This window comes from Caballeronia sp. RCC_10 (assembly GCF_041360715.1).
Taxonomy (GTDB): Bacteria; Pseudomonadota; Gammaproteobacteria; order Burkholderiales; family Burkholderiaceae; genus Caballeronia; species Caballeronia grimmiae.
The window spans coordinates 24,948-50,110 of sequence record NZ_JBFUPT010000014.1; the positions used below are offsets into that span (position 1 = coordinate 24,948).

Here is a 25,163-nt window from a genome sequence, read left to right on the forward strand (position 1 = left end):
CGCAACTCGACGCAACTCGACGCAACTTCGCGCCCCAGCCGATAATGCACGCCATGAAAACCTTCGCGCTCTATGTCGTGACCGCGCTCGCGGAAATCGCGGGCTGCTATTTTCCGTATCGATGGCTGAAGGCGGGCGGATCGCCGTGGCTCGTGGTGCCGGGCGCGCTGTCGCTCGCGCTGTTCGCCTGGCTGCTTACGCTGCACGATGCCGCCTCCGGGCGCATCTATGCCGCGTATGGCGGCGTCTATATCGGCACGGCGATCCTGTGGCTATGGGCGATCGACCGCATTCGGCCGACCGCGTGGGACGTGACCGGCGCGGCAATCGCGCTGATCGGAATGAGCGTGATCGCGTTTCAGCCGCGCTGACGGTTGAGTTCGCTCACGCTTCGAGCGCGAGCAGCGCGAAGGTCGCGAGCCAGTGCTCGCCCATGTAATCCCCGGCGACATGCGCAATGCCCGACGCCAGATGCGCCTCGGCCGCCGCTTCCAGAACGGCGATGCGCGCATCGCCGGCAGGCAGCGCCCGCGCGATCGTCCGTTGGCACCACGCGCGGCTCAGATTGAGGCCGTCGAGATGCGCGAGCTTGCCGTCACTGCGATCGGTGACGGTCGCGGGAACGAAAAGCGTCGCGGGCTCGCGACGGTCGAGATTCGGCAGGAACGCATCGAACCAGCCGGCGAAGCGCTCCGCCGGCAGCACGTGACGCATCAGTACCGCTTCCATCAGCGACGGCGAGAGGAACTCGTCGCCGGCCGGCTCCCACGCCTGGCACGCGACATCGTTCGCGAACCAGCGCATCGCGGTTGCTTCGAGCAGGCGCGCGAAGTCCGCATCGCCGGCGATGCGCGCGTAGCCGAGCGAAAGCGTCAGCGCGAACGCCATGTTGAAGTGCGTGCCGACGCGAAGCGGATACGTCGATTTCGGCAGGAAGTCCTTGAAGCGCTCGACGAACGCATCCGCGAGCGGTTGCAGCGTGCGGGCCCAGCGCGCGCCGTCGTCCGACTTCATCGACCGGAGCTGCCCGGCGAGCGCGAGGAGCCACGCCCAGCCGTAGGGCCGCTCGAAGCCGCGCGACGCCGGGCGCTGCAAGTAGGCGACTTCGGCGGCGACGTTGGCCGCGGTGAAATGCTCGTCGATGACAGCGCGAATGCGGGCGGCTTCGGGCAGATCCGGGAAGCGGTCGTAGAGACGCGCGATCAGCCAGTAACCATGCACGCACGAATGCCAGTCGAAGCTGCCGTAGAAGATCGGATGCAAGGCGCGCGGGCTTTGCGCATCGGCGGCGCTTGCCAGCACGTGATCGAGCTTGTTCGGGTATTCGCGCGTCAGATGACCCAGCGCAACCTGCGCGAATTTCGATGCCAGCGCGGCGTCCAGCGCCGTCGCATTCTGCTTGTTCATGCGCACCTCGCGGTGATCGGTGGAGCGGGACAGAAATCTAGCATGAGACGTTATCGATAAAGCGGCGGGAAATGCGCGTCGGGGTAATCACCTACGCGCGGGTCTTTCAGCGCACGATGCGCGCGCCGATCGCGGATGCGTCGTTTAAACTTGCGCCCGAACGCCGACAGAGCGTGCCGTTCCGGGGCCCACGCGCCGGGTTTGTGATCCGTTGAGACAAATAAGTTGAGCACATCATGAGCGACCTTCCCATCTACACCGCAGAGGACACCCGGCGACGCGTGTTCGCCATCGTCGGGGCATCGTCGGGCAATCTCGTCGAATGGTTCGACTTCTATATCTACTCATTCCTCGCACTGTATTTCTCGGCGGCGTTCTTCCCGAGCGGCAATCCGACCACGCAGTTGCTGAACACGGCCGGCGTGTTCGCGGCGGGCTTCCTGATGCGCCCCATCGGCGGATGGCTGTTCGGCCGCATCGCCGACAAGCACGGCCGCCGAAACGCGATGATGATCTCCGTGCTGATGATGTGCGGCGGCTCGCTCGTCATCGCCTTCCTGCCGACGTACGCGACCATCGGCGCATGGGCGCCCGTGCTGCTTCTGATGGCACGGCTCTTTCAGGGCTTGTCGGTGGGCGGCGAATACGGCACGAGCGCCACGTACATGAGTGAAGTCGCGTTGCGCGGACGCCGCGGCTTCTTCGCATCGTTTCAGTACGTGACGTTGATCGGCGGACAACTCGCCGCGCTGCTCGTGCTCGTCGTCCTCCAGCTTTTCTTGTCGACGGAAGAACTGAAGGCGTGGGGCTGGCGCGTGCCGTTTTTCATCGGCGCGTGCGCGGCGCTCGTGTCGCTTTATCTGCGCCGTTCGCTCGACGAAACCACGACCGCCGAAACCCGCGAACGCAAGGAAGCGGGCACGCTCGCCGGTCTCATGCAGCACAAGAAAGCGTTCCTGACGGTGGTCGGCTTCACGGCAGGCGGATCGCTGATTTTCTATACGTTCACCACGTACATGCAGAAGTATCTGGTCAACACGGCGGGCATGCACGCCAAGACCGCCAGCAACGTGATGACCGCTGCGCTCTTTGTTTACATGCTGCTGCAGCCGCTGTTCGGCGCGTTGTCCGACCGCATCGGGCGTCGCCGGTCGATGCTGTTCTTCGGCGCGTTCGCGACCATCGGCACGGTGCCGCTGCTGCACGCGCTGCGCGACGTGACGAGTCCGGTCATGGCGTTCGTGCTCGTCGTGGTGGCGCTCGCGATCGTGAGCTTTTATACATCCATCAGCGGCCTCATCAAAGCCGAGATGTTTCCGCCGGAAGTGCGCGCGCTGGGCGTCGGGCTGTCGTATGCGGTGGCTAACGCGATTTTCGGCGGATCGGCCGAATACGTCGCGCTGTTTTTGAAGAACGTCGGGCATGAATCGGCGTTCTATTGGTATGTGACCGTGATGTGCGCAATCTCGCTCATCGTGTCGTGGAGAATGATGGACCCGAGCAAGGAAGGCTATTTGCGCAACGAGCCGTAAGGGTTATCACGCGGGCGGCGTCGGCTGTCTGGCGTAATCGGTTGAATCGGGCGGGCGGCGCGCGGACTTCGGTCACGCGCGCCGCTTGCCGTTGACGGTAGTATGGTGTTTTATGCGGTATGTACCGTTAGAAGGCGCGCCGGATGCGGCGCACAGCGGCAATCGGAAACAGGATACACATGCGCGCGGCTTCGTCGCGCGCCTTGGCGAAGAGCGCATTCGGGCGTACCGGTCTGCCAGGAGCCTGTCCATGGAAGATTTCGACGAAACGTTATTTGTCGTCTGGCGAGCGAATTTGAACGTGCTGACCGGCTCGGCCGGCGGCGCGGCGCGGCTCGCGCGCATGATGAACTTCTCGCCGTCGTTCATGAAACTGATCGTCGCGGGGCAGCGGGATTTCAACGAAGAGTTCGTGCGCGGGATCGAACTGGTGTCGGGACTGCCGCCGCACTGGATGGACGAGCGCCGCTCGTCCGCCGACGTGCCCTCCGAAGTCAGGCGCGCACTGGACGAGGAACGGCCGTTCGCGGTGTTTCGCGGCACCGCGCATCCCGCGCCGAAGCGTTCGGTGCTTCGCGGCCCGGAGCCGCTGCTGTCGCAAACCGAGGCCACGCGGCGCGTCGCCGATCTTGCCCAGCAGCAGGCCGAAGTGAATCGGCGCGATCTGTTATTCAGAAAGAATCGCGAATTGCTGTCGCAGGATCTGCGGCGTCTCGAGCGCCAGCTCGGATTGTTGCAGGTCGAGCCCATGCTGCCGAAGGCCGACGAGCTCATCGCGTCGGAGCGCATGAGCGAAGCGGCAAAGGCGGATCTGTCCGGCCGGCTCGAACAGATCGACAAGCACGTCAAGCTGCTGCATCAGCACGTCGAAAAACTCGTCGCCTTGCTGAGCTCGCCTGACGAGCCGGATTCCAACGACGTCTACTGACGCCGCTATTCACTTCTTGGGCGCTTGCCCGTCGTCCTTGGATTTGCGTTCCGGGTGGACCGCGATCGGATCGCTGGCCGGGAAGGTTTCGTCGAGCGCCTCGTCCAGCAAATCGTCGTCGCTCGCGGGCTGTGCGGGCTTGTTCGGTGCGTCGTGCGGTGACTGCGTCATGGTGTCCTCCGGGCGCAGGTTGAGGTGTCTCAATATATCGCAGTCTTTCTTCCAGGGTGCGCGCCGGGCAGCGCACGTCGGTCTTACCCATTCGGGTTGTCACTAGGTGGCGAAAGCGCGCGGTTCGCGTGATCGTTCTGGTCACACGAGACCATCACCGGGTTCAACCATGATCGACAGTTTTCTCACCGAAGAGCAGCGCATGATCCGCGACGCGGCGCGCCAGTTCTCGGTCGAAGTGCTCGCGCCGAACGCGGGCCAGTGGGACAAGGACGGCGCGCTTCCCGACGCCGTCGTCCGGCAGCTCGGCGAACTCGGGCTGCTCGGCATGATCGTGCCGGGCGACTTCGGCGGCACCTACAGCGACTACACCGCCTATGCCCTCGCGATGGAAGAGATCGCCGCCGGCTGCGCCTCCTGCGCGACGCTGATGAGCGTGCACAACTCCGTCGGCTGCGGCCCGATCCTCGCCTACGGCGGCGATGCGCAAAAGGCCGAGTGGCTGCCGAAGCTCGCGAGCGGCGAAGTAATCGGCGCGTTCTGCCTGACGGAGCCGCACGCGGGTTCCGAGGCGAACAACCTGCGCGTGCGCGCCGTCGAGCGCGACGGCCAGTGGATCATCTCCGGCAGCAAGCAGTTCGTGACGAACGGGCGGCGCGCGGGCGTGGCGATCGTCTTCGCGGTGACGGACCCGGAACTCGGCAAGCGCGGCATTTCGGCGTTCATCGTGCCGACCAGTACGCCGGGCTTCAACGTCGGGCCGCCCGAGCACAAGCTCGGCATTCGCGCATCGGATACCTGCCCGATCACCTTCGACGATTGCGCCATTCCCGCCGCCAATCTGCTCGGCGAGCGCGGCGAGGGGCTGAAGATCGCGCTGTCGAATCTGGAAGGCGGACGTATCGGGATCGCGGCGCAGGCGCTCGGCATCGCGCGCGCGGCCTTCGATGCGGCCCGAGCCTATGCGCGCGAGCGCGTGCAGTTCGGCAAGCCGATCATCGAGCATCAGTCGGTTGCCAACATGCTCGCGGACATGCAGACGCAAATCAACGCGGCGCGGCTGCTCGTGCTGCACGCGGCGCGCATGCGGACCGAGGGCGTGCCGTGCCTGTCGGAGGCATCGCAGGCGAAGCTCTTCGCATCGGAGATGGCCGAGCGCGTATGTTCCGACGCGATCCAGATTCACGGCGGATACGGCTATTTGCAGGACTATCCGGTGGAGCGGCATTATCGCGATGCCCGTATCACGCAGATTTACGAGGGAACGAGCGAAGTGCAGCGGATGGTGATCGCGCGAAACGTTTGAGCGAGGGAGACGCTATGAGCCGTGCCGAGCCGTTCATCGAAGCCAGAGACTTTCTACTGCGTCATCGCACCGATTACGACACCGCGTATCGCGACTTTCAATGGCCCGCGCAGGACCAGTTCAACTGGGCGCTCGATTACTTCGACGCGATGGCGCGCGGCAACGATGCGCCCGCCTTGCGCATCGTAAGCGAAAGCGGCGACGAGACGCGGCTCTCGTTCGCGCAGATGAGCGAGCGTTCCGCGCGGGTTGCGAATCACCTGCGCGCGTTGAATGTGCAGCGCGGCGAGCGCATCCTGCTGATGCTGCCGAACCGCGTCGAGCTATGGGAAACGATGCTCGCGGCGATGAAGCTCGGCGCAATCGTGCTGCCAGCCACGACGCAGCTAGCGGGCGGCGACGTGCGCGAGCGCATCGCGCTGGGGCAGGTTCAGCATGTCGTCGCGGAGGCGAGCGAGGCGCACAAGTTCGACGGCATCGACCTTCCTGGCGTGCGGCTGTCCGTGGGCGGGGCGAGTGAAGGCTGGCTCGCCTATGACGATGCATACGGCGCCTCGCCAGAATTCGCTTCGGATGGCGAAACGAATGCGCGCGATCCGTATCTGTTGTACTTCACCTCCGGCACGACGTCGAAACCGAAGCTCGTTGCGCATACGCACGAGAGTTATCCGGTCGGGCATCTCTCGACGATGTACTGGATCGGCCTTCAGCCCGGCGACGTCCACTGGAACATCAGTTCCCCCGGCTGGGCGAAGCACGCGTGGAGCTGCTTTTTTGCGCCGTGGAACGCGGAGGCGTGCGTGTTCATCTATAACTTCGGCCGCTTCGACGCCGCTCGCACGCTGGATGCGCTCGTGCAATACGAAGTCACCACGCTTTGCGCACCGCCGACCGTCTGGCGGATGCTCGTCCAGGAGCCGCTCGCGTCGTATCGCGTGAAGCTGCGCGAGATCGTCGGGGCAGGGGAGCCGCTCAATCCGGAAGTCGTCGAGCGGGTGCAGGCGGCGTGGGGCGTGCCGATTCGCGACGGCTACGGCCAGACGGAAACCACCGCGCAGATTGCGAATTCGCCCGGCCAGCGGCTCGTGCCCGGTTCGATGGGGCGTCCGCTGCCGGGTTATCGCGTGGCGCTGCTCGATCCGGACGGCCAGAGCGCCGACGAAGGCGAGATCGCGCTGTCACTCGATCCGCCGCCGCTCGGCCTGATGACCGGTTACGCAGACAACCCCGCCGCGACCGAAAACGCGATGCGCGGCGGCTTCTATCGCACGTCCGATGTCGCGGCGCGCGGCGCGGACGGATATTTCACGTATATCGGCCGCGCCGATGACGTCTTCAAGTCGTCCGATTACCGCCTGAGCCCATTCGAGCTTGAAAGTGTGTTGATCGAACACGAGGCGATCGCGGAAGCGGCAGTCGTGCCGAGCCCGGACACATTGCGCTTGTCCGTGCCGAAGGCGTTCGTGACACTGCGTCATGGGTTCACCATCGGCCCGGACGTGGCGCGCAGCGTATTCGCGTTCTCGCGCGAGCGGCTTGCGCCTTACAAGCGCATCCGTCGGCTTCAATTCGCGGAATTGCCGAAGACCATTTCGGGCAAGATCCGGCGCGTCGACTTGCGCAGGCACGAAGCGGGGCGCGCGCAAGACAGCGAGCGAGCCGAAAACGAGTTTTGGGAAGAAGACTTTCCGGAACTGCGTGAGCCGGCGAAATGATGCGCACGAGCGTGTCGGCTCGAGGCGCAAATCGAAAGCAAATGTAACGCGGCGAACCGTCTGAAGGACCGCGAGTCGAATCGGCACCATTCACGTCGGATCAATTCAGGGAGGAACCCGACATGCCGAATCGCTCGCTACGGATCGCGCTTCTGACGGCCAGCCTCGCAGGTGCGCTCGCGGCCCCGGCCGCGTCTTATGCACAGATCAACCTTCAACAATTCGGCTTTGGCAGCAAATCCGAGTCGACTGGCGACACCGCCGCGGCGCAACCGTCCGCGCTCAGTTCGCTCGTACAGAACTATCTCGGCGCGAATCAGCAAGTGCTGACGGGGCAATCGAGCCTGGCATCGGCGATGGGCATGTCGAGCGTCGCGAGTCAGGCGCAATCGGCAGCGGGCTTGCTATCGGGCGCGTCGAGCGGCGGCGTGCCGAGTGCGAGCGTGCTGTCGCAACTAGGCGGGACGCAGCAGAGCGTTTCGCAATCGCTGATGCGGGCGTTCTCCAGCAACGCGGCCACGCCGCCGACTGCCGCCAGCAAGCAAACTTTCACAGATGGACTCGCGTCGCTCGGGCAGGGCGTCAAGCAATACGCGGGCTTGCAGTCGGACCTCGGCGCGGTGAAGAACTCGATGAACATGTCATCGCTGCTTCAGGCGGGGACGAATCCGGGGACGGCGCAGGCGGCGTCCTATATCGCGCAGTCCGCGCCGGGGCAGTTGCAATCGCTCGTGCGGACGTTGACACAGGCGGTGCAGTACGCGAAGACCAACGGCATTTCGGTGCCGGCCATCGCAGCATCCGCGTTGGGCGCGGGCCAATAGGCGTTTGCGGCGCATGCGCGAAAAAAATCGGCGAGCTTCATGGGCTCGCCGGTTTGCTGTTGTTGGTCGCATCGCCTCGATGCGTTTGCGCTGTTCGCGCTTACATCATCGCCGTGCGGCGAATCGCCAACCGGTTGAGCAGCGGCAAGGTTTGCCCCCGGCGCGGCGGTCGTGCGAGCGGCGATAGAAACGAAACTTCTGTGACCTCGGAGAACTGCGTTTGAGGTTCGGCGTCCAGCACTTCGAGTTCAGGCGGCTCGACGAGTTCGTTCGCATCCGTTGCGACCGTCGTCCCAACGCCTTCTTCAACGCTCAAGCCCAGCGAGCGCCGCACATCGACGCCACGGGTCCGCACGGCATAACCGGCGCCGCGAAGAAGTTCCTCGCGGGTCTTCCAGAACATAACGGCGGAAGGCGTCATGGCTTGCATCGAGACATATTCGACGACGATTTCGTAGCCGCGAACGTTCGGATAATTCAACAGCAATTTACCCGAGCGAATATATCGGGTGTAGTGGTCGATTTTCTTCGTCAGTAAGTCCTGATGCAATTGTTCGTCTTGCCAGTCGAGGTCATCGAAAATGCCGACATATACTTGCCTGAACAGGATATTGATCCCGATGTAATCGATGACGTCCACGTCGCGCAAAGACATGGTCATTCCCCTACGCCCTAAAGTGGGCAGATATCAAAGAGATGCATTGTAACGGTTTTGTTGCCCCGGAAAACCGTGAAACACTGTGTACAACGAGCAACGGGCGTTTTTCGTACCACTCCGAATTCGGATTCGAACTATTCCTAAATCCCGATATTCGGCTGGTCGAAAACATTATTGAGATAATCACGGAAGACGCCGTGTCGCGTCGGCGAGACCTTGATCCAGCGTGGGTTTCGCGTTTTCTTCGTTATTCAGTGCGGCGGTCTGCGCAGTCGGCGGTTGCTCGTTGATCCAGGCATTTAGAATGGCCGACGTAACGGCCAAAATCACGGGTCCTATAAACAATCCGACTATTCCGAATGCGAACATGCCGCCAAGCACGCCCGACAGAATCAACAGCATGGACAGATTGACGCCGCGCTGAATCAGGAGCGGTCTCAGGAAATTGTCGAGCATGGCGATCATCAGAGACCACACGAGCAGCAACGCCGCCGCCACATGGGAGCCATGCCAGAACAGCCAGGCGACGCCGCCGAGCAGCGGCAGCAGCGGCCCGATCTGCGCGAGGCACAACATCAGCATGACGGCGGTGATGATGCCCGCCGCCGGCACGCCCGCAACGAACAGGCCGATGCCGCCGAGCGCCGACTGCGTGACTGCCGTCACGACAATGCCGAGCGCCACTGCGCGGATCGCAAGGCCCGCGAGCTTGATCGCCCCCGCGCCGCGCTGTCCCGCGATGCGCGTGGCAAAGCGCACGACGAAGCTTCCCGCCGCTTCGCCGCGACTGTACAGAATGCCCGAGATGATGAGCGTAATGAGCATGTGAACGACGAACACGCCGACGACGGCCGCGTGCGACAGCATCCATCGCGCGGCGACGGTCGCATACGGTTCGAGCTTCGCGAGCAGCCCGCCGGGGCCGGCATCGGAGAGCGATTGCCATTCGGTCGTGACGCGCTGACCGACGAGCGGCACGTCGCGCACCCAGGAGGGCGGCGGAGGCAGCGCGTAAGTCGGCAGGCTCTTGATCGCAGACATGATGTCGCCGGCATGCAGCGCGAGCGTCGAGATGGCCTGATAAAGCGGCAGGACGATGACGATCAGCAGTCCGAGCAGCATCACCGTCGTCGCGATCCAGCGGCGGTTGCCGCACCGGTGCTGCACCGCGAGCATCAGCGGCCACGTGGCGATGACGATCGTCGTCGCCCAGATGATGCCGGGAATGAACGGCCGCAGGATATACAAGCTGCCGATCGTCAGCGCGAGCAGGATCGCGATGAGAAGCAGGATGCGGGCGATATCGATCGGCTGGCGCGGATTGAAATCCGGCTGCCCGTTAGATGGAGTTGACATGGCGCGTGTGTTTCGTGATGAATGCGGAGGGTGCGACAAGCGCGGCGCATGCATCAAGCGATAAGCCAAAGCGCGCGCGCGGGCAAGCAGCGTCTTGTGAACGACCGGCGGCATGATACGGCATGCGATCGATAGTACTCGAAACTGCAGACGGTTACCGCCCGCACACGTCAATGCGCAACGCTGGAAATGCCCCCTTAAATTGCCTATGCTTCTTCCGGGCGCAGGAGAGGGCAACGCATGTCCCGGCCCACAACAAGAACAATTTGGGAGACTGTCATGGCCGGTTTTTCCCGTACGTCGCTTGCCCCGCTCCTTCCGCTTCTTCCTGTCGCTTTTGGCGCTTTGACGATGCTCGCATCGCCCGCATCGCGCGCCGCCGACGAGATTCAGAACGCCAACACGACGCAGGCTTCGCCGATACCCGCGGCGTTACAAGCGGTCTCGCAGTCGCAACTCGATGCCGCCGCGAACGATCGCGCATCGTGGCTGCATTCGAACGGATCGTACGGTCAGATGCGCTATGCGCCGGCATCGCAGATCACCGCCGCGAACGTCGCGAAGCTCAAGCCGGTGTTCATTTTTCAGACGGCGGTGATGGAATCGATGGAAACCGCGCCGATCGTCACCAACGGCGTGATGTTCCTGACCACGTCCTACAACCACGTCTATGCGATCGATGCCGTCACCGGCAAGGAATTCTGGCATTACAAGCACAAGATGGGACCGGTCACGACCTTCTGTTGCGGGCCGAATAATCGTGGCGTGGCGATTTCCGGCGATCGTCTCTTCATGGGCACGCTCGACGCGAAGCTCGTCGCGCTGGATGCGAAAACCGGCAATGTGGTCTGGTCGACACAGATTGCCGATCCCGAAGAAGGCTATTCCGAAACGATGGCCCCCGTGGTCGTCGACGGCAAGGTGCTGATCGGCACCAACGGCGGCGAATACGGCATACGCGGCTTCGTCAAGGCATACGACGCGACCTCCGGCCAGCTGCTATGGACGTTCTATACGATTCCCGAAACCGGCAGCGAAGGCGTCTGGGCAGAAAACGACGCGGTCGGCCGCAACATGAAGCGCGACATCGCCGGGGAGAAACAGTCGCTCGCCCAGAAGGGCGGCGACTTCTACAAGACGCTCGGCGGCGGCGTATGGATGGCGCCGTCGGTCGATCGCGCGACGCGCACCGTGTACTTCGTCGTCGGCAATCCATCGCCGGATCTGTATGGCGCGATCCGTCCCGGCGACAATCTGTACACCGATTCGCTCGTCGCCATCGATCTCGACAGCGGCAAGTACAAGTGGCACTACCAGTACATCGCGCACGACGTCTGGGACCTTGATGCCGTTAGTCCGCCGATTCTGATCGACGTGAAGGACGAGAACGGCCGGACTATTCCGGGCATCATTCACGGCGGCAAGACCGGCTTCGTCTACGTGCACGACCGGCGCGACGGGCATCTGATCCGCGTGTCGGAAGCGATGATTCCGCAGGAAGGCGTGTGGACCCTACCGACTTCGACCGGCGCGCGCATGCTGCCCGGCGCGAACGGCGGCGTCGAATGGTCGCCGATGGCCTTCAGCCCGAAAACGCGCATGGCGTACGCGGCGAACCTGCATCAGCCGATGACCTATCAGGTCGAGGAAGCCGCGTATCCGGGCGGCAAGATATGGCTCGGCGGCGCGTTCAAGGTGATTCCGTCGGAGCAGCAATGGGGCCGGCTGGTTGCGGTGAATGTCGATACCGGCAAGCTCGCCTGGGGCTACAAGACGGATCAGCCGTTGATCGGCGGCGTGCTCGCGACGGCGGGCGGGCTCGTGTTCAACGGCGAAGGCAACGGCCTCTTTCGCGCGTTCGACGCCGCCAGCGGCCGCAAGCTGTGGGAATTCCAGTGCGGCGCGGGCGTCAACGCGCCGGCGGTGTCGTACATGGTCAACGGCAAGCAGTACATCGCGGTCGCAGCGGGCGGCAACACGCAACTCGACTACAAGCGCGGCAATAGCGTGCTCGTGTTTGCGTTGCCGTGATGCGAAACCTGCGCGTGATGTGGGCTTGCTGCGCGGCGCTGTGGCTGCCGTCGGTCGCCTTTGCGGATGCACAAGCCGGGGCGACGAAGGCCGCCGTCTGCTCGGCGTGTCACGGGCTGACGGGCAATTCGACGACCGGCGAATATCCGTCGCTTGCGGGACAGACCGCGCGCTATCTTTATCTTCAGTTGCGCGACTTCAAGGCGGGCCGCCGCAGCGATCCACGCATGTCGCCGATGGCCGCGAATCTCTCACCCGATGACATGCACGATCTCGCCGATTACTTCGCCTCGCAAAAACTCGTCGCGACCGACTTCAAGGCCGACGCGGTGAAAGTCGACGCCGGCCGCAAGAAGTCGGAGGAACTACTCTGCACGATGTGCCATCTCGGCGGCTTCACGGGCCAGAACGAGATGCCGCGCGTGGCGGGGCAGCAGTACGCGTACATCGTCAAGCAGTTGCAGGATTTCCGCGCGAAGAACCGCACCAACGACGCGGGCAACATGACGAGCGTGACGAAGACGCTGACCGACGCGGACATCGAGAATCTGGCGAACTACATCGCCAATTTGCAATAGCGGTCCGTCGATGAACCGCGTCCCGCTCATCGTCTTTCTCGCGTTCGCCATGGCGACGACGCTCACGCCCGCTTTCGCCGACGACGATGCCTACGTGCGCAACGAGCGCCTGCTCGCGGCCGCCCGCAGCGGCGATCCAAACGCGGTTGCGCAGTTGCTCGACGAAGGCGCGTCAATCGACTCGCGCAACCGCATCGGCGATACGCCGCTCATCAGCGCATGCAAGAAGGGCCTTACGCCAATGGCGCGCATGCTGATCGAGCGCGGCGCGAACGTAAATCAGGCCGACGTGCAGGGCATCACGCCCCTGATGGCCGCTGCGTTCGACGGCAACGATGAAATCGCCGCACTGCTGCTCGCGCGTCACGCGGATGTCGCCGCGACCGACCGCATCGGCAAGACCGCGATGGAATACGCGGCGGGGCGCGGCCATACGGCGATCGTCCAACGTCTGCTCGATGCGGGCGTCGATGTGAACGCCGTCTATCGCAATCATCTAACGGCGCTCATGTGGGCGGCGGGCTACGACCAGGCGCAGACCGCATCCATGCTCCTCGCTCGCGGCGCGAACCCCGCGTTGCGCGACGACCGCGGCATGACGGCGCGCGATATCGCGCAGCAGACGCATTCGGAACACGTCGCCACGCTGCTGCCGAATCCCTGACCGCCTGCGCCGTTCACTCGTAGCGATACACGCCTTGCCGCGTCTTGCGCCCGAGCCGCCCGGCCGCGACGTATTCGCGCAGCATCGGGCACGCGCGATACTTCGAGTCCGCGAAGTCCCGATACAGCACGTCCATCACCGAAAGGCACACGTCCAGGCCGATCAGATCCGCCAGCGCGAGCGGGCCAATCGGATGATTCGCGCCGAGTTTCATGCCCGCGTCGATCTCTTCGGCCGTCGCGATGCCCTCATAGAGCACGAAGAACGCTTCGTTGATCATCGGCACGAGAATGCGGTTGACCACGAAACCCGGCGAATTGCGCACGCCGATCGGCGACTTGTCGAGCGTCTCGGTCAGCGCGCGCACGGTCGCCGCGGTTTCGTCGCTGGTTCGCACGCCGCGTATCACTTCGACGAGCGGCAGGAGCGGCACCGGATTGAAGAAGTGCATGCCGATGAAGCGCCCCGGCTCGGCGAGCGTCGCGCCGAGCGCGGTGATGGAAATGGACGAAGTATTCGTCGCGATGATCGCATCGGGCCGCGCGGCGGCTTCGATCTGCTTCAGGATGCGCTGCTTCAGCTCGGTGTTCTCGGTCGCGGCTTCGATGACGATGTCGCCTTCGGCAAGACGCGCGTAATCGGTCGATGTTTCGATGCGCGCGATGGCGGCGTCCCGCATAGCGGCATCGAGCTTGTCCTTCGAGACGAGCCGCGCGAGGCTGTTCGTCAGCGTGGCGACGCCTTTCTCGAGCGCGGCGTCGGTGACATCGATCATCACGACCTTCAACCCCGCGACGGCCGCGACCTGCGCAATGCCGTTGCCCATCGTTCCCGCCCCGACGATACCGACAGTCTGAATGCTCATTGACCTGCTCCTGTCCGTTGATTGAATGCGACGCCTGATTTTACGCAGCAAGCGACGCCTGCCGTGCTGCGGGCGGCATCGGGCGAGCCGCGCGCTATCCGAACGCCGTCAGGTCGCGCGGCGTCAGGCCATGCGTGCGGCAGTAGCCCGCGTATCGGTTCCAGCCGCTGCGCCAGTCTTCAGTGGCGAGCGTGCGGCCGTTTTCATCGGTGAAAACGAGTTCGCCCTGAATGATGTTGAGCGTGACGATATCGCCCGGCCCGTCGAGCGGCGCGACGGCTTCGGGCGTATGCGCCGAGCCGGCCGTCTCGTACACGATGCTTCCTGTCTCCGCGATCCACTCGTGCTCGCGATACTTCCATCGCCCCTCGACCGTATAAACGATGACCGTGCCGGTGTGCCGATGACGCGGCATCTGGCCTTTCGCAGGCGCTTTTAGCAGCGCGATGGTTTCGCCGCGAATCGGATCGAGCTTGAAGTATTTGACGAGCACCCGCTCGCTATAGGGCGTGAAGGGTATCCAGGGCAGGTCCGCGTCGTTGATGCACGCGGTCTGAATCTGTTCGAACAACATGGCGGCTCCTTATGTCTGACCGCTCATTTTATGCAGCCGCGCGGGACGCGAACATCGGCCATTCGGACGACCCCTTCCATTCCAGCCGATTGGCGCGCTATCTGCTATCGTCCACGCCATGCCGAACATCATCGCTATATCAAACCTTTACAAGACCTACGCGTCGGGCTTTTCCGCGCTCAAGGACGTCAATCTGGAGATTCGCCGCGGCGAAATTTTCGCGCTGCTCGGCCCGAACGGAGCAGGCAAGACGACCCTGATCTCCACCGTCTGCGGCATCGTGCGCGCGAGCCAGGGCACGATCACCGTCGCGGGTCACGATATCGTCGCCGACTATCGCCCCGCCCGCGCGATGATCGGCCTCGTGCCGCAGGAATTGACGACCGACGCCTTCGAAACCGTCTGGGCGACCGTCTCGTTCAGCCGTGGCCTGTTCGGGCGCGCGCCGGACCCGGCGCATATCGAGAAGGTGCTGAAGTCGCTGTCGCTGTGGAGCAAGAAGGACAACAGGATCATGACGCTGTCGGGCGGCATGAAGCGGCGCGTGCTGATCGCGAAGGCGCTCGCGCACGAGCCGGAGATTCTCTTTCTCGACGAGCCCACGGCCGGCGTCGACGTCGAGTTGCGCCGCGACATGTGGAACCTCGTGCGCGAACTGAAGGCGAACGGCGTGACCATCATCCTCACGACGCATTACATCGAGGAAGCCGAGGAGATGGCGGACCGCATCGGCGTCATCAATCGCGGCGAGATCGTGCTGGTCGAAGAGAAGGCCGAACTGATGCGCAAGCTCGGGCAGAAGAAGCTGACGCTGCAACTCGAACAGCCGCTCGCGGCGATTCCCGCCGCGCTCGCGCCTTACGCGCTCACGCTGTCCGCGAATGGCGCGGAACTCACCTATACGTACGACGCACACGACGAGCCGGGCCGCATCATTGCGCTCCTGCGCCATGTCGATGAAGCCGGCGTGCGTTTCAAAGACCTGCAAACGACGCAAAGCTCGCTGGAAGACATCTTCGTGAGCCTCGTCAGGGAAGCCAAATGAATCTACACGCAGTACGCGCAATTTACCGCTTCGAGATGGCGCGCGCCGGCCGCACGCTGATGCAGAGCATCGTCTCGCCCGTCATCTCCACTTCGCTTTACTTCGTCGTGTTCGGAGCGGCCATCGGCTCGCGCATTCCGGAGGTGGACGGCATCGGCTATGGCGCGTTCATCGTGCCCGGCCTCGTGATGCTCTCGCTGCTCACGCAAAGTATCGCCAATGCGTCTTTCGGCATCTACTTTCCAAGATTCACCGGCACGATCTACGAACTGCTGTCCGCGCCGGTGTCGTATCTCGAACTCGTCGTGAGCTACGTCGGGGCGGCGGCAACCAAGTCCATCATCCTCGGCCTCATCATCCTCGCGACTGCGCGGCTATTCGTGCCGCTGCGCATCGACCATCCGGCGTGGATGATCCTGTTCCTGCTGCTGACATCGGTGACGTTCAGCCTGCTCGGGTTCATCATCGGGATATGGGCGGACGGATTCGAGAAACTGCAGATCATTCCGCTTCTGATCGTCACGCCGCTCACGTTCCTCGGCGGCAGCTTCTACTCGATCAACATCCTGCCGCCGTTCTGGAAGACGGTCGCGCTGTTCAATCCGGTCGTCTACCTGATCAGCGGCTTTCGCTGGAGCTTCTACGGCCTTGCCGATGTCGACGTCGGCATAAGCCTTGCGATGACGCTCGTATTCCTCGCGGTTTTTATCGCGATCGTCGCGTGGATCTTCAAGACGGGGTATCGGCTGAAGGCGTGATGCAATGGCTCGCGCCGGCGCGGCGGGAAAACAGGAGGCGTTCATCCGATGAAAGTCATGAGACGCACGAAACGCAGTTTTCTCGGCGCGATGGCCGCCACGTTCGCGAGCGGAGTCGCTCCGTGGCATGTCCGTGCGGCGGCGGTGCGCACGGGCCCGGATACGTCGTACGAGATCGGGCACACTCAGGCGCAGTGGCGCAGAAGGCTGTCGAGCGAGCAGTATCGCGTGCTCCGGCGTGGCGCGACCGAGCCGCCGTTCGCCAGTCCGCTTCTGCACGAACGGCGCGATGGCCGCTTCGCGTGCGCGGGATGCGGCCTGCCGCTTTTCTCGTCCAAAGCGAAGTTCGATAGCGGCACCGGCTGGCCGAGTTTCTGGAAGCCGCTCGATGGCGCCGTCGCCACGCATGCGAGCGAGTCAGCCGTCACCCTCGCCAACGAAGTGCACTGCCGGCGCTGCGGCGGTCATCTGGGCCATGTCTTCGACGACGGCCCGAAGCCAACCGGCTTGCGATATTGCATCAATGGCGCGGCGCTGCTGTTTCGGCAGACCTGAGGAAGTCAATAGGGCTGACCTGAAGCAGCTAATTTTTCAGAGTTTTCTAGTGGTCGCTGCGGCCCTGATTCTTTAACTTGTGGGTGCTTCGTCGACGGGATTCCCGCTTGTCGATGAAGGGCGTTCGTTCATTCCCGTGGTCGAACGTCGCGCTTTGCCCCAAGCGCAGGACGCGCGTCATGCGGCGCGCGTCCACTTCCTCCGGCAGTCATCTGCTCATCATCCGCTCGTCATCCTCTGACGTCCTGCGCCGCCGGCGTAACCAGCCGCACGCGCGTGATTTCCGAAGGCGCACCGAGCCGTTTCGGCGGTCCCCAATAGCCCGTTCCGCGGCTCGTGTACACCCAAAGCCCCTTGAACTTCACGAGTCCCGCGACGAACGGCTGCTGCAGGCGCACGAAGAAATTCCACGGCAGGAACTGGCCGCCGTGCGTATGCCCCGACAGCTGCAACGTGAAGCCCGCTTCGGCGGCGGCGGTCGCGCTGCGCGGCTGATGCGCGAGCAGGACGCGCACGGCGGCGTCGGCGGGTGCGCCGCTGATCGCCTTGGCCGGATCGCTTTGATGCGCGGGATCGAAGCTGCCCGCGCCGTAATCGGTGACGCCCGCAATCACGGCCCGCGCGCCATCGTGGTCCAGCACCACGTGCTGGTTCAGCAGCACGTTGAGACCGAGCCGCCGAAACTCGGCGATCCACTTGTCCGCGCCCGAGTAGTACTCGTGATTGCCGGTGACGAGAAACGCGCCGTGGCGCGCGCTCAGTTGTCCGAGCGGGCGCGTGTGGTCGGCAAGACTCGGCACGGCGCCGTCGACGACATCGCCTGTCACGGCGATCACGTCCGGCGCAAGCCCGTTCACCGCCGCGACGATGCGCTCCACGTAATGCCGCTTGATCGTCGGGCCGACGTGAATGTCGCTGATCTGCACGATGGTGAAGCCATTGAGCGCGGCGGGCAGGCCGTCGATCGGCACGTCGACGCTGACGACCGGCGCGCGCCGCCGCGCGTTGTAGAAGCCGATCGCGGACGAGAGCACTGCTAGAAGCGGCACCGCCAGCGCGCTATAGGCGACGAGCGCGGGCGAGCCGATCGGCGCACCGCGCAGCCAGTCGACGAGATGCACGGCGAAAAGCAACAGGTCGCGGGCGAAAGTCAGCAAGAGCAGCGACGAGAAGAACCCGAGTGCGGTGAGGCCGAACCATGCGAGGCGGTCCGCCAGCGACTGCGGTTCGATGTTGCGCGCCATCATTCCGAGCGGAATCAGCACGAGCGACGCGACGAGCAGCGCCGCCGCCAGCACCTTGAGCGGCATGCCGACGGGCGCGGCGGGAATGAGCCGCACACCCACGTAGAGATGAAACAAGACGCCGATACCGATGAAACGGAGAAAGAATGCGGAACGTCGCATAGCGCCCCTGTGGAGGTCGAAGAGACGGCGGCAACGCGCTTGGCCGCACCGTTCCGCCAGCAGCTGATTCTACCGTTTCACCTGATTTCACGCCGTAGTCGATATGAATGACATCGCGATGAACGATGTTTCACAATCGATTAGACATTTCTCTGGTCCGCGCCCGATGCATAGCGCGATTCGATGTTCACCGCCGCGACAACGTGATATTGAATGCTTGGCACTGCACATGTCGAAGGGAGCCGGTGACCATGAACAAGAAGATGAGCATGAAACGGCGCGCACTTTCGATGCTCGTTTCGACGTCCATCGCTGCATTCGGCGTGACGGCATTCGCGCAAGGCAACGACGATCTCAACAAACTGTCGCAGCAGGTGATTGCCGCCGCGCCGCCGATTCACGTTCAGGCGACCATCACCGGTATCGATTCGTCGAGCCGGATGGTGACGCTGCGCGGCCCGCATCGCGATGCCACCGTGCTCGTCGACAAGCAGGTGACGAACTTCGACCAGCTTCGCGTCGGCGACAAGGTGGACGTGCTGTACAAGAACGCGCTGCTCGTGACCGCCGATAAAGTCGCCGGCAGCGACACGGGCGTGCGCAAACGCGTCGATACGCAGACGTACAGGCCGGCGTCGGAGGCAGGCGGCGTGAGCGGTTTCGAGTCGTCGCGACGGGTCGAGGTGCTCGCGACGGTCGAGAAGATCGACAAGAAGCAGCGCACGGTCACGTTGCGCGGACCGTGGCGCACTGAAACGCTGGACTATCCGCCGGACTTCGATGCGAAGCAGTTGAAGAAGGGCGATACCGTCCACGCGGTGTTCGTCTCGGCGGCGGCCGTGAGAGTCACGCCCGCGGACGCCGCCAATGCCGCTAAATGACGGTCACACCGCGATGCACAGATACTTGATGACGAGGTAATCGTCGATGCCGTAGTGCGATCCTTCGCGGCCCAGTCCCGACTGCTTGACGCCGCCAAACGGCGCGACTTCGTTCGAGATCAGCCCGGTGTTGATGCCGACCATGCCGTACTCGAGCGCCTCCGCCACGCGCCACACGCGGCCGACGTCGCGGCTGTAGAAGTAGGCGGCGAGCCCGAACTCGGTGTCGTTGGCGAGGCGGACGACTTCTTCATCGGTCGAGAAGCGGAAAAGCGGCGCGAGCGGCCCGAAGGTCTCTTCCTTCGCGATCAGCATGTCCGGCGTGACGCCGGTCAGCACGGTCGGCTCGAAAAAGCCGTGGCCGAGCGCATGACGCTTGCCGCCCGCCGCCACCGATGCGCCTTTGGCGAGCGCATCGTCGATATGCGATTCGACTTTCCTGACCGCCGCCTCGTTGATCAGTGGACCGAGCGCAACGCCGCTTTCCGTGCCGCGCCCGACCTTCAGCCCGGCGACGGCGTCGGCCATCTTGCGTGCGAACGCATCGTAGACGCGCTCGTGGACATAGAAGCGATTCGTGCATACGCACGTCTGCCCGCTGTTGCGATACTTCGACGCAATCGCGCCTTGCACGGCGGCGTCGAGATCGGCGTCGTCGAACACGATGAACGGCGCGTTTCCGCCCAGTTCCAGCGTCACTTTCTTGACCGTCGGCGCGCTTTGCGCCATCAGGAGACGCCCGATCGCCGTCGATCCGGTGAACGACAGCTTGCGCACGATCGGGTTGCTCGTCATCTCGCCGCCGATCGCTTTCGGGTCGCCGGTGACGATGCTCAGCACGCCCTTCGGCACGCCCGCGCGCTCGGCAAGCACCGCGAGCGCCAGCGCGGTGAACGGCGTGGCCTCGGCCGGTTTCACGACGATCGGACAGCCTGCCGCGAGCGCCGGGCCGACCTTGCGCGTGATCATCGCGGCCGGGAAATTCCACGGCGTGATGGCCGCGCAAACGCCAATCGGCTCTTTGGTCACGACGATGCGCTTGTCGGCGGCGGGCGTGGCGAGCGTATCGCCCGCCACGCGCTTGCCTTCTTCCGCGAACCATTCGATGAACGATGCCGCGTAACCGATCTCGCCTTTCGCTTCGGCGAGCGGCTTGCCTTGCTCCGTCGTGAGGATCAGCGCGAGATCGTCGGCGTGTTCCATCATCAGGTCGTACCAGCGGCGCATGATGGCCGCGCGTTCCTTGGCCGTCGTCGCGCGCCACGCTGGCCACGCGGCGTTCGCGGCTTCGATCGCGCGGCGCGTTTCTGCCGCGCCCATCCGGGGAACCTGGCCGAGCGATTCGCCGTTCGACGGATCGCGCACTTCCAACGTGGCGCGGTCGTCGGCGTGCCGCCATTCGCCGTCGATATAGGCTTCGTGACGCAGCAGCGCCGCGTCCTTGAGTTGATCGTGGAGGCTCATGTCGTGTCCTTCGTTCAGGCTGCCGCGCCGATCTTGTCGCGCAGCGCGTCTTCGAGAATGCCCAGCGCTTCGTCGAAGACTTCCTGCTGGATCGTCAGCGGGAACAGGAAGCGCACGACATTGCCGTACACGCCGCACACCAGCAGCAACAAGCCGCGTTCGAGCGCGCGCGTCTGGACGCGCTTCGCGTAGTCGGCGTCGGCTTCGCGCGTGCCGGGCTTGCAGAATTCGACGGCGATCATCGCGCCGGGGCCGCGCACATCGGCGATATGCGGCACGTCGCGTTTCAGCGTGTCGAGCTTGGCCTTCAGCCGGTCGCCGAGCGCGACGGCGCGCTCACACAACGCTTCCTCGTCGATGATGTCGAGCACCGCGTGCGCCGCCGCCACCGCCAGCGGATTGCCTGCATACGTGCCGCCGAGACCGCCGGGCGCGGCGGCGTCCATCACGTCCGCGCGACCGACGACGCCCGATAGCGGCATGCCGCCCGCGAGGCTCTTCGCGATCGTCATCAGATCGGGTGCGACGTCGTAATGCTCCATCGCGAACAGCTTGCCGGTGCGCGCGAAGCCGGTCTGCACTTCGTCGGCGATCAGCAGGATGCCGTGTTCATCGCAGATATCGCGCAGACCGCGCACGAACTCCGGCGGCGCGGGATTGAAGCCGCCTTCGCCCTGCACCGGCTCGAAGATGATCGCGGCGACGCGCTTCGCTTCCACGTCGGCCTTGAAGAGATGGCCGATGGCGCGCAGCGAGTCGTCGACGGACACGCCATGCAGCGGGTTCGGGAACGGCGCGTGATAGACATCCGACGGGAACGGCCCGAAGCCGATCTTGTACGGCGCGACCTTGCCGGTCAGCGCCATGCCCATCAGCGTGCGTCCGTGAAAGCCGCCCGTAAAGGCGATGACGGCGGGCCGCCCGGTCGCCGCGCGCGCGATCTTCACGGCGTTTTCGACGGCTTCCGCGCCCGTCGTGAAGAACGCGGTTTTCTTCGGATGCCGGCCCGGCGCCCGCGCGCTGATCTTTTCGGCGAGCGACACGTAGGATTCGTACGGCACGATCTGATAGGCGGTGTGCGTGAAGCAATCGAGCTGTGCGCGGATCGCCTCGACGATCTTCGGATGCCGATGCCCCGTATTGCACACGGCGATGCCCGCCGCGAAATCGATGAAGCGCCGGCCTTCGACGTCCCACAGTTCCGCGTTCTCGGCGCGTGCCGCGTAGAAATCGCACATGACGCCCATGCCGCGCGGTGTCGCGGCGTTTTTGCGGGCTTGCAGATCGGCGTTCTTGAGAGGGGCATTCACGGCGAAATCTCCTTTAACCGCATCGGCGCGGCGCTCGTTTTGAGGTTCATCGCGACGGCAGCCGCGATATAACGCCGACTATAGTCAGATTTGGCTCTGCCGCTCAGAGCCATTTCAGAAAAGGCGGGGGAGCCATTTGCGGCGTTTTTGCGTCGGCAACGTGTGAAAAAAGCACAGAACGGTTGGTGGAACTGGCAAGCGGCGCGCGAGTGGAGGATCATGTGCGCCTTTCACGCCGCGCCGCGCATCCTTTTTCAGCAGGGGCCTTTCCATGACGACCGTTTCGTCCCATCACCGCTTTACCGAAATCGCCGATCTTTCCGACGACGCGCCGTCGCTGCGCGACATTCGCCACGACATCCATCGTCATCCGGAGCTGTCTTACGAAGAGACGCGCACCGCCGCGCTGGTCGCGGGCAAGCTCGAAGAGTGGGGATGGCAGGTGACGCGCGGCGTCGGCGGGACGGGCGTGGTCGGCACGCTGAAGGCGGGCGAGGGGACGAAGAGCATCGGCTTGCGCGCGGACATGGACGCGCTGCCGATCATCGAGCAGACCGGCAAGCCGTACGCCAGTGAAACGCACGGCAAGATGCACGCGTGCGGCCACGACGGCCATACGACGATGCTGCTCGGCGCGGCCCGTCATCTCGCGCGCACACGCCGCTTCAACGGCACGGTGCATCTGTATTTCCAGCCGGCGGAAGAGCATGGCGTGCCGAGCGGCGCGCAACGGATGATCGAAGAGGGCCTGTTCGACCGCTTTCATTGCGATGCCGTCTTCGGCGTCCACAACCATCCCGGTGCGCAACCGGGCACCTTCCTGTTCCGCAAGGGGCCGTTCATGGCGGCGGGCGATCAGGTGTCGATCGTGATCGAAGGCGTCGGCGGGCATGCGGCGCGCCCGCATCTTTCGGTCGATCCAGTCGTCGTGACGGCGAGCATCGTGATGGCCTTGCAGACGATCGTTGCGCGCAACGTTGATCCGGCGCAACCGGCGGTCGTCACGGTCGGCTCGATGCACGCGGGCACGGTCAACAACGTCATTCCGAATCGCGCGACGCTCGAACTGTCGGTGCGTTCGTTCAGCCCGCAGGTGCGCGAGCTCCTCAAGCGGCGCATCGGCGAACTCGTGGAAGCGCAGGCCGCGAGTTACGGCGCGAGGGCGACGGTGTCGTATGTGGAAGGCTATCCGGTCGTCGTCAATTCGGATGCCGAAACGGAATTTGCGGCGCAGGTGGCGCGCGAGCTGGTGGGGGAGGAGAACGTCGTCCCGCACGCGGATCTGCTGATGGGCAGCGAGGACTTCGCGTTCATGCTGCAGGAGCGGCCGGGGACGTTCCTGCGCATCGGCAACGGCGCGGGCGAGGACGGCTGCATGGTGCATAACCCGCATTACGACTTCAACGACAAGAATCTGCCGGTCGGCGCGGCGTACTGGGCGCGGCTGGTGGAACGGTGGCTGGCGGCGTGAAACCGCTGCCGGCTCGCCAGGCACCGATGCGCGAGGCTCGCCGCCTCGCGCATCGCGCCGGTTGCATCAAGCGGGAAGCCTGAAACTCCCGATCGCCTCGCGCAGCCCGTCGGCCTGATCCTTTAGCGAATGCGCGGCGGCGGCGGCTTCTTCGACCAGCGCGGCATTCTGCTGCGTCACCTGATCCATCTCCACGACGGCACGATTCACCTGTTCGATGCCGGCGCTCTGCTCGCGCGACGCGTTGCTGATCTCGTCGAGAATTTCGTTCACGCGCCGCACCGACTGCACGATCTCGCCCATCGTCGCGCCCGCGTTCGAGACGAGCGACGCGCCCTCCCGCACCGTCTGCGTCGACGTTTCGATGAGCGCCTTGATCTCCTTGGCCGCCGTCGCCGATCGTTGCGCGAGGCTGCGCACTTCCGCCGCGACGACCGCGAAGCCGCGTCCCTGTTCGCCGGCGCGCGCCGCTTCGACGGCCGCATTCAGCGCGAGAATGTTGGTCTGGAACGCAATGCCGTCGATCACGCCGATGATGTCGCCGATCTGCTGCGAGCTTTCGGTGATGCGCGTCATCGTGTGGATCACGTCGTCGACCACGCCGCTGCCGCGTGTCGCCACGTCCGCCGCCTGTTCCGCGAGGCGCGCCGCTTGCGCCGCGCTCTCGGCGTTGTTCTTCACGTTCGCGGTCATCTCATCCATGCTCGACGCTGTCTGCACGAGCGCCGCCGCCTGTTCCTCGGTGCGTTGCGACAGATCGGTGTTGCCCGCCGCGATTTCGGACGCGCCCACGTTGATGTTCTCGGTGCCGTTGCGCACGCGCGAGACGGTTTCCACGAGCCCGCGCTGCATCGTCGAAAGGGCGTGGAGAAGGCTCGTCGTATCGCCCGGACGCACGTCCACGGGCGCAGTCAGATCACCGCCCGCGATGCGATGCGCCGCGCCGACCGCCAGCTCCAGTTCGCCGCCGAGATTGCGCTTGATGCTGCGCAGGACGACGAGCATCGCAACCGTTGCCGCCGCGCCGAGGAGCGCGGTGACCCCGAGCCAGCGGAGCGCGCTGGCATAGAAGGCGCTCTCGACGTCGTTCATGTACATGCCGGTGACGACGTACCAGTCCCACGGCGCAAACCGCTGCGCATAGGAGAGCTTCGGCACCGGCTTGTCGCTGCCCGGCTTCGACCAGAGGTAGCTGACGAAGCCGCCGCCCGGCTGATCGCCCGCCTTGACGATGTCGACGAACAGGCGGTTGCCCGCCGGATCGGTGTAGGACGCGAGGTTCTGGCCGTTCATCGCGGGCTTGATGGGGTGCATGACCATCGTTGGACGCGAATCGTTGATGGACAGATAGCCGTCCGTGCCGTAGCGGATCGCGCCGACGGCTTCGAGCGCGCGCTTTTTCGCGTCGTCTTCGGTAAGCGTCTTGTTGGCCGCGAGCGCCGCGTAATGCGACACGATCGCGTGCGCTTCGCCGACGAGCGATTTGAGCTGCTCCCTGCGGTCGTCGATCATCGACGTCCGGTTCTGCCACGCCCCGATCACGCCGATGGCAATCAGGCCGATCCACAGCACTGCGATCAGCGAGCCGAGCTTTCTGTTGAGGGTCATTCCGTTCATGTGTGCGCCCGCTCTTCCGTTACGTGACCTTGCCGTCACGTTTGTGT

The 25,163-nt window shown here is 64.3% G+C and carries 24 protein-coding genes; 14 read left to right on the forward strand and 10 right to left on the reverse strand.

All coding sequences use genetic code 11. The features are described 5' to 3' along the window. Positions 1-53: 53 nt before the first annotated feature. On the forward strand, positions 54-371 hold the full coding sequence (locus AB6804_RS22120) for a YnfA family protein (RefSeq protein ID WP_370888292.1): 318 nt from the start codon (positions 54-56) through the stop codon (positions 369-371). Between the two features lie 13 nt (positions 372-384). Here the strand turns inward: AB6804_RS22120 and AB6804_RS22125 are convergent, their stop codons facing one another. Further along, the gene (locus AB6804_RS22125) at positions 385-1,407 is read right to left on the reverse strand and encodes a DUF2891 domain-containing protein (RefSeq protein WP_370888293.1); all 1,023 of its coding nucleotides are present in this window, start codon (positions 1,405-1,407) and stop codon (positions 385-387) included. A gap of 236 nt (positions 1,408-1,643) precedes the next feature. On the opposite strand from AB6804_RS22125, the gene AB6804_RS22130 reads away from it, so the two are divergent. Together AB6804_RS22130 and AB6804_RS22135 are read left to right on the forward strand one after the other, a co-directional pair. Continuing rightward, positions 1,644-2,939 carry an MFS family transporter gene (locus AB6804_RS22130; RefSeq protein WP_370888294.1) on the forward strand — a complete coding sequence of 432 codons (1,296 nt, stop codon included), beginning with the start codon at positions 1,644-1,646 and terminating at the stop codon, positions 2,937-2,939. A gap of 250 nt (positions 2,940-3,189) precedes the next feature. After that, on the forward strand, positions 3,190-3,867 hold the full coding sequence (locus AB6804_RS22135) for a hypothetical protein (RefSeq protein WP_370888295.1): 678 nt from the start codon (positions 3,190-3,192) through the stop codon (positions 3,865-3,867). Between the two features lie 9 nt (positions 3,868-3,876). Here AB6804_RS22135 and AB6804_RS22140 read toward each other — a convergent pair whose 3' ends face one another. Then, positions 3,877-4,038 carry a hypothetical protein gene (locus AB6804_RS22140; protein ID WP_167569266.1) on the reverse strand — a complete coding sequence of 54 codons (162 nt, stop codon included), beginning with the start codon at positions 4,036-4,038 and terminating at the stop codon, positions 3,877-3,879. A gap of 172 nt (positions 4,039-4,210) precedes the next feature. On the opposite strand from AB6804_RS22140, the gene AB6804_RS22145 reads away from it, so the two are divergent. The 3 genes from AB6804_RS22145 to AB6804_RS22155 all read left to right on the forward strand — a co-directional run bounded on the left by AB6804_RS22145 (position 4,211) and on the right by AB6804_RS22155 (position 7,883). Next, entirely contained in the window at positions 4,211-5,344 is a 1,134-nt protein-coding gene (locus AB6804_RS22145; RefSeq protein ID WP_370888374.1) for an acyl-CoA dehydrogenase family protein, read from the forward strand. Positions 5,345-5,358: 14 nt separating this feature from the next. Further along, positions 5,359-7,059: an AMP-binding protein gene (locus tag AB6804_RS22150; protein ID WP_370888296.1), complete on the forward strand. Its 1,701-nt coding sequence runs from the start codon at positions 5,359-5,361 to the stop codon at positions 7,057-7,059. A 122-nt stretch (positions 7,060-7,181) separates the two neighbouring features. After that, positions 7,182-7,883, forward strand: a complete 702-nt coding sequence (locus tag AB6804_RS22155; RefSeq protein ID WP_370888297.1) for a hypothetical protein — start codon at positions 7,182-7,184, stop codon at positions 7,881-7,883. A 100-nt stretch (positions 7,884-7,983) separates the two neighbouring features. Here the strand turns inward: AB6804_RS22155 and AB6804_RS22160 are convergent, their stop codons facing one another. Then, positions 7,984-8,538, reverse strand: a complete 555-nt coding sequence (locus AB6804_RS22160) for a DUF6572 domain-containing protein (protein ID WP_370888298.1) — start codon at positions 8,536-8,538, stop codon at positions 7,984-7,986. A 186-nt stretch (positions 8,539-8,724) separates the two neighbouring features. After that, a complete protein-coding gene (ydiK, locus tag AB6804_RS22165) occupies positions 8,725-9,897 on the reverse strand; it encodes an AI-2E family transporter YdiK (RefSeq protein ID WP_370888299.1) in 1,173 nt (390 codons plus the stop codon). Between the two features lie 279 nt (positions 9,898-10,176). On the opposite strand from ydiK, the gene AB6804_RS22170 reads away from it, so the two are divergent. The 3 genes from AB6804_RS22170 to AB6804_RS22180 are packed head-to-tail and all read left to right on the forward strand — an operon-like array spanning position 10,177 to position 13,170. Beyond that, entirely contained in the window at positions 10,177-11,928 is a 1,752-nt protein-coding gene (locus tag AB6804_RS22170; RefSeq protein WP_370888300.1) for a pyrroloquinoline quinone-dependent dehydrogenase, read from the forward strand. Further along, positions 11,928-12,506: a cytochrome c gene (locus tag AB6804_RS22175; protein ID WP_370888301.1), complete on the forward strand. Its 579-nt coding sequence runs from the start codon at positions 11,928-11,930 to the stop codon at positions 12,504-12,506. Before AB6804_RS22170 ends, AB6804_RS22175 begins: the two co-directional genes overlap by 1 nt. A 10-nt stretch (positions 12,507-12,516) precedes the next feature. After that, the gene (locus AB6804_RS22180; protein ID WP_370888302.1) at positions 12,517-13,170 is read left to right on the forward strand and encodes an ankyrin repeat domain-containing protein; all 654 of its coding nucleotides are present in this window, start codon (positions 12,517-12,519) and stop codon (positions 13,168-13,170) included. Positions 13,171-13,183: 13 nt separating this feature from the next. Here the strand turns inward: AB6804_RS22180 and AB6804_RS22185 are convergent, their stop codons facing one another. Together AB6804_RS22185 and AB6804_RS22190 are read right to left on the reverse strand one after the other, a co-directional pair. Beyond that, a complete protein-coding gene (locus AB6804_RS22185) occupies positions 13,184-14,074 on the reverse strand; it encodes a 3-hydroxybutyryl-CoA dehydrogenase (RefSeq protein ID WP_370888375.1) in 891 nt (296 codons plus the stop codon). Positions 14,075-14,129: 55 nt separating this feature from the next. Beyond that, positions 14,130-14,609 (reverse strand): 2,4'-dihydroxyacetophenone dioxygenase family protein, encoded by a 480-nt coding sequence (locus AB6804_RS22190; RefSeq protein ID WP_370888303.1) that lies wholly within the window; start codon positions 14,607-14,609, stop codon positions 14,130-14,132. Positions 14,610-14,727: 118 nt separating this feature from the next. On the opposite strand from AB6804_RS22190, the gene AB6804_RS22195 reads away from it, so the two are divergent. The 3 genes from AB6804_RS22195 to msrB are packed head-to-tail and all read left to right on the forward strand — an operon-like array spanning position 14,728 to position 16,967. After that, positions 14,728-15,654, forward strand: a complete 927-nt coding sequence (locus tag AB6804_RS22195; RefSeq protein ID WP_370888304.1) for an ABC transporter ATP-binding protein — start codon at positions 14,728-14,730, stop codon at positions 15,652-15,654. Then, a complete protein-coding gene (locus tag AB6804_RS22200) occupies positions 15,651-16,412 on the forward strand; it encodes an ABC transporter permease (RefSeq protein WP_035967545.1) in 762 nt (253 codons plus the stop codon). The genes AB6804_RS22195 and AB6804_RS22200 overlap by 4 nt, the downstream gene beginning before the upstream one ends. Before the next feature lie 48 nt (positions 16,413-16,460). Further along, positions 16,461-16,967 (forward strand): peptide-methionine (R)-S-oxide reductase MsrB, encoded by a 507-nt coding sequence (msrB, locus tag AB6804_RS22205; protein WP_370888305.1) that lies wholly within the window; start codon positions 16,461-16,463, stop codon positions 16,965-16,967. 230 nt (positions 16,968-17,197) lie between these two features. Here the strand turns inward: msrB and AB6804_RS22210 are convergent, their stop codons facing one another. After that, positions 17,198-18,373 carry a metallophosphoesterase gene (locus AB6804_RS22210; protein WP_370888306.1) on the reverse strand — a complete coding sequence of 392 codons (1,176 nt, stop codon included), beginning with the start codon at positions 18,371-18,373 and terminating at the stop codon, positions 17,198-17,200. A gap of 251 nt (positions 18,374-18,624) precedes the next feature. Between AB6804_RS22210 and AB6804_RS22215 the strand changes: the two genes are divergently transcribed. Next, complete coding sequence (locus tag AB6804_RS22215) at positions 18,625-19,254, forward strand: hypothetical protein (protein WP_370888307.1); 630 nt, start codon at positions 18,625-18,627, stop codon at positions 19,252-19,254. 3 nt (positions 19,255-19,257) lie between these two features. Here the strand turns inward: AB6804_RS22215 and AB6804_RS22220 are convergent, their stop codons facing one another. After that, the gene (locus tag AB6804_RS22220) at positions 19,258-20,718 is read right to left on the reverse strand and encodes an NAD-dependent succinate-semialdehyde dehydrogenase (RefSeq protein ID WP_370888308.1); all 1,461 of its coding nucleotides are present in this window, start codon (positions 20,716-20,718) and stop codon (positions 19,258-19,260) included. 14 nt (positions 20,719-20,732) lie between these two features. Beyond that, on the reverse strand, positions 20,733-22,028 hold the full coding sequence (gabT, locus tag AB6804_RS22225; RefSeq protein ID WP_370888309.1) for a 4-aminobutyrate--2-oxoglutarate transaminase: 1,296 nt from the start codon (positions 22,026-22,028) through the stop codon (positions 20,733-20,735). A 271-nt stretch (positions 22,029-22,299) separates the two neighbouring features. Between gabT and AB6804_RS22230 the strand changes: the two genes are divergently transcribed. Further along, entirely contained in the window at positions 22,300-23,499 is a 1,200-nt protein-coding gene (locus tag AB6804_RS22230) for a M20 aminoacylase family protein (protein ID WP_370888310.1), read from the forward strand. Positions 23,500-23,565: 66 nt separating this feature from the next. Here AB6804_RS22230 and AB6804_RS22235 read toward each other — a convergent pair whose 3' ends face one another. Further along, entirely contained in the window at positions 23,566-25,107 is a 1,542-nt protein-coding gene (locus tag AB6804_RS22235; RefSeq protein ID WP_370888376.1) for a methyl-accepting chemotaxis protein, read from the reverse strand. Positions 25,108-25,163: the final 56 nt, after the last annotated feature.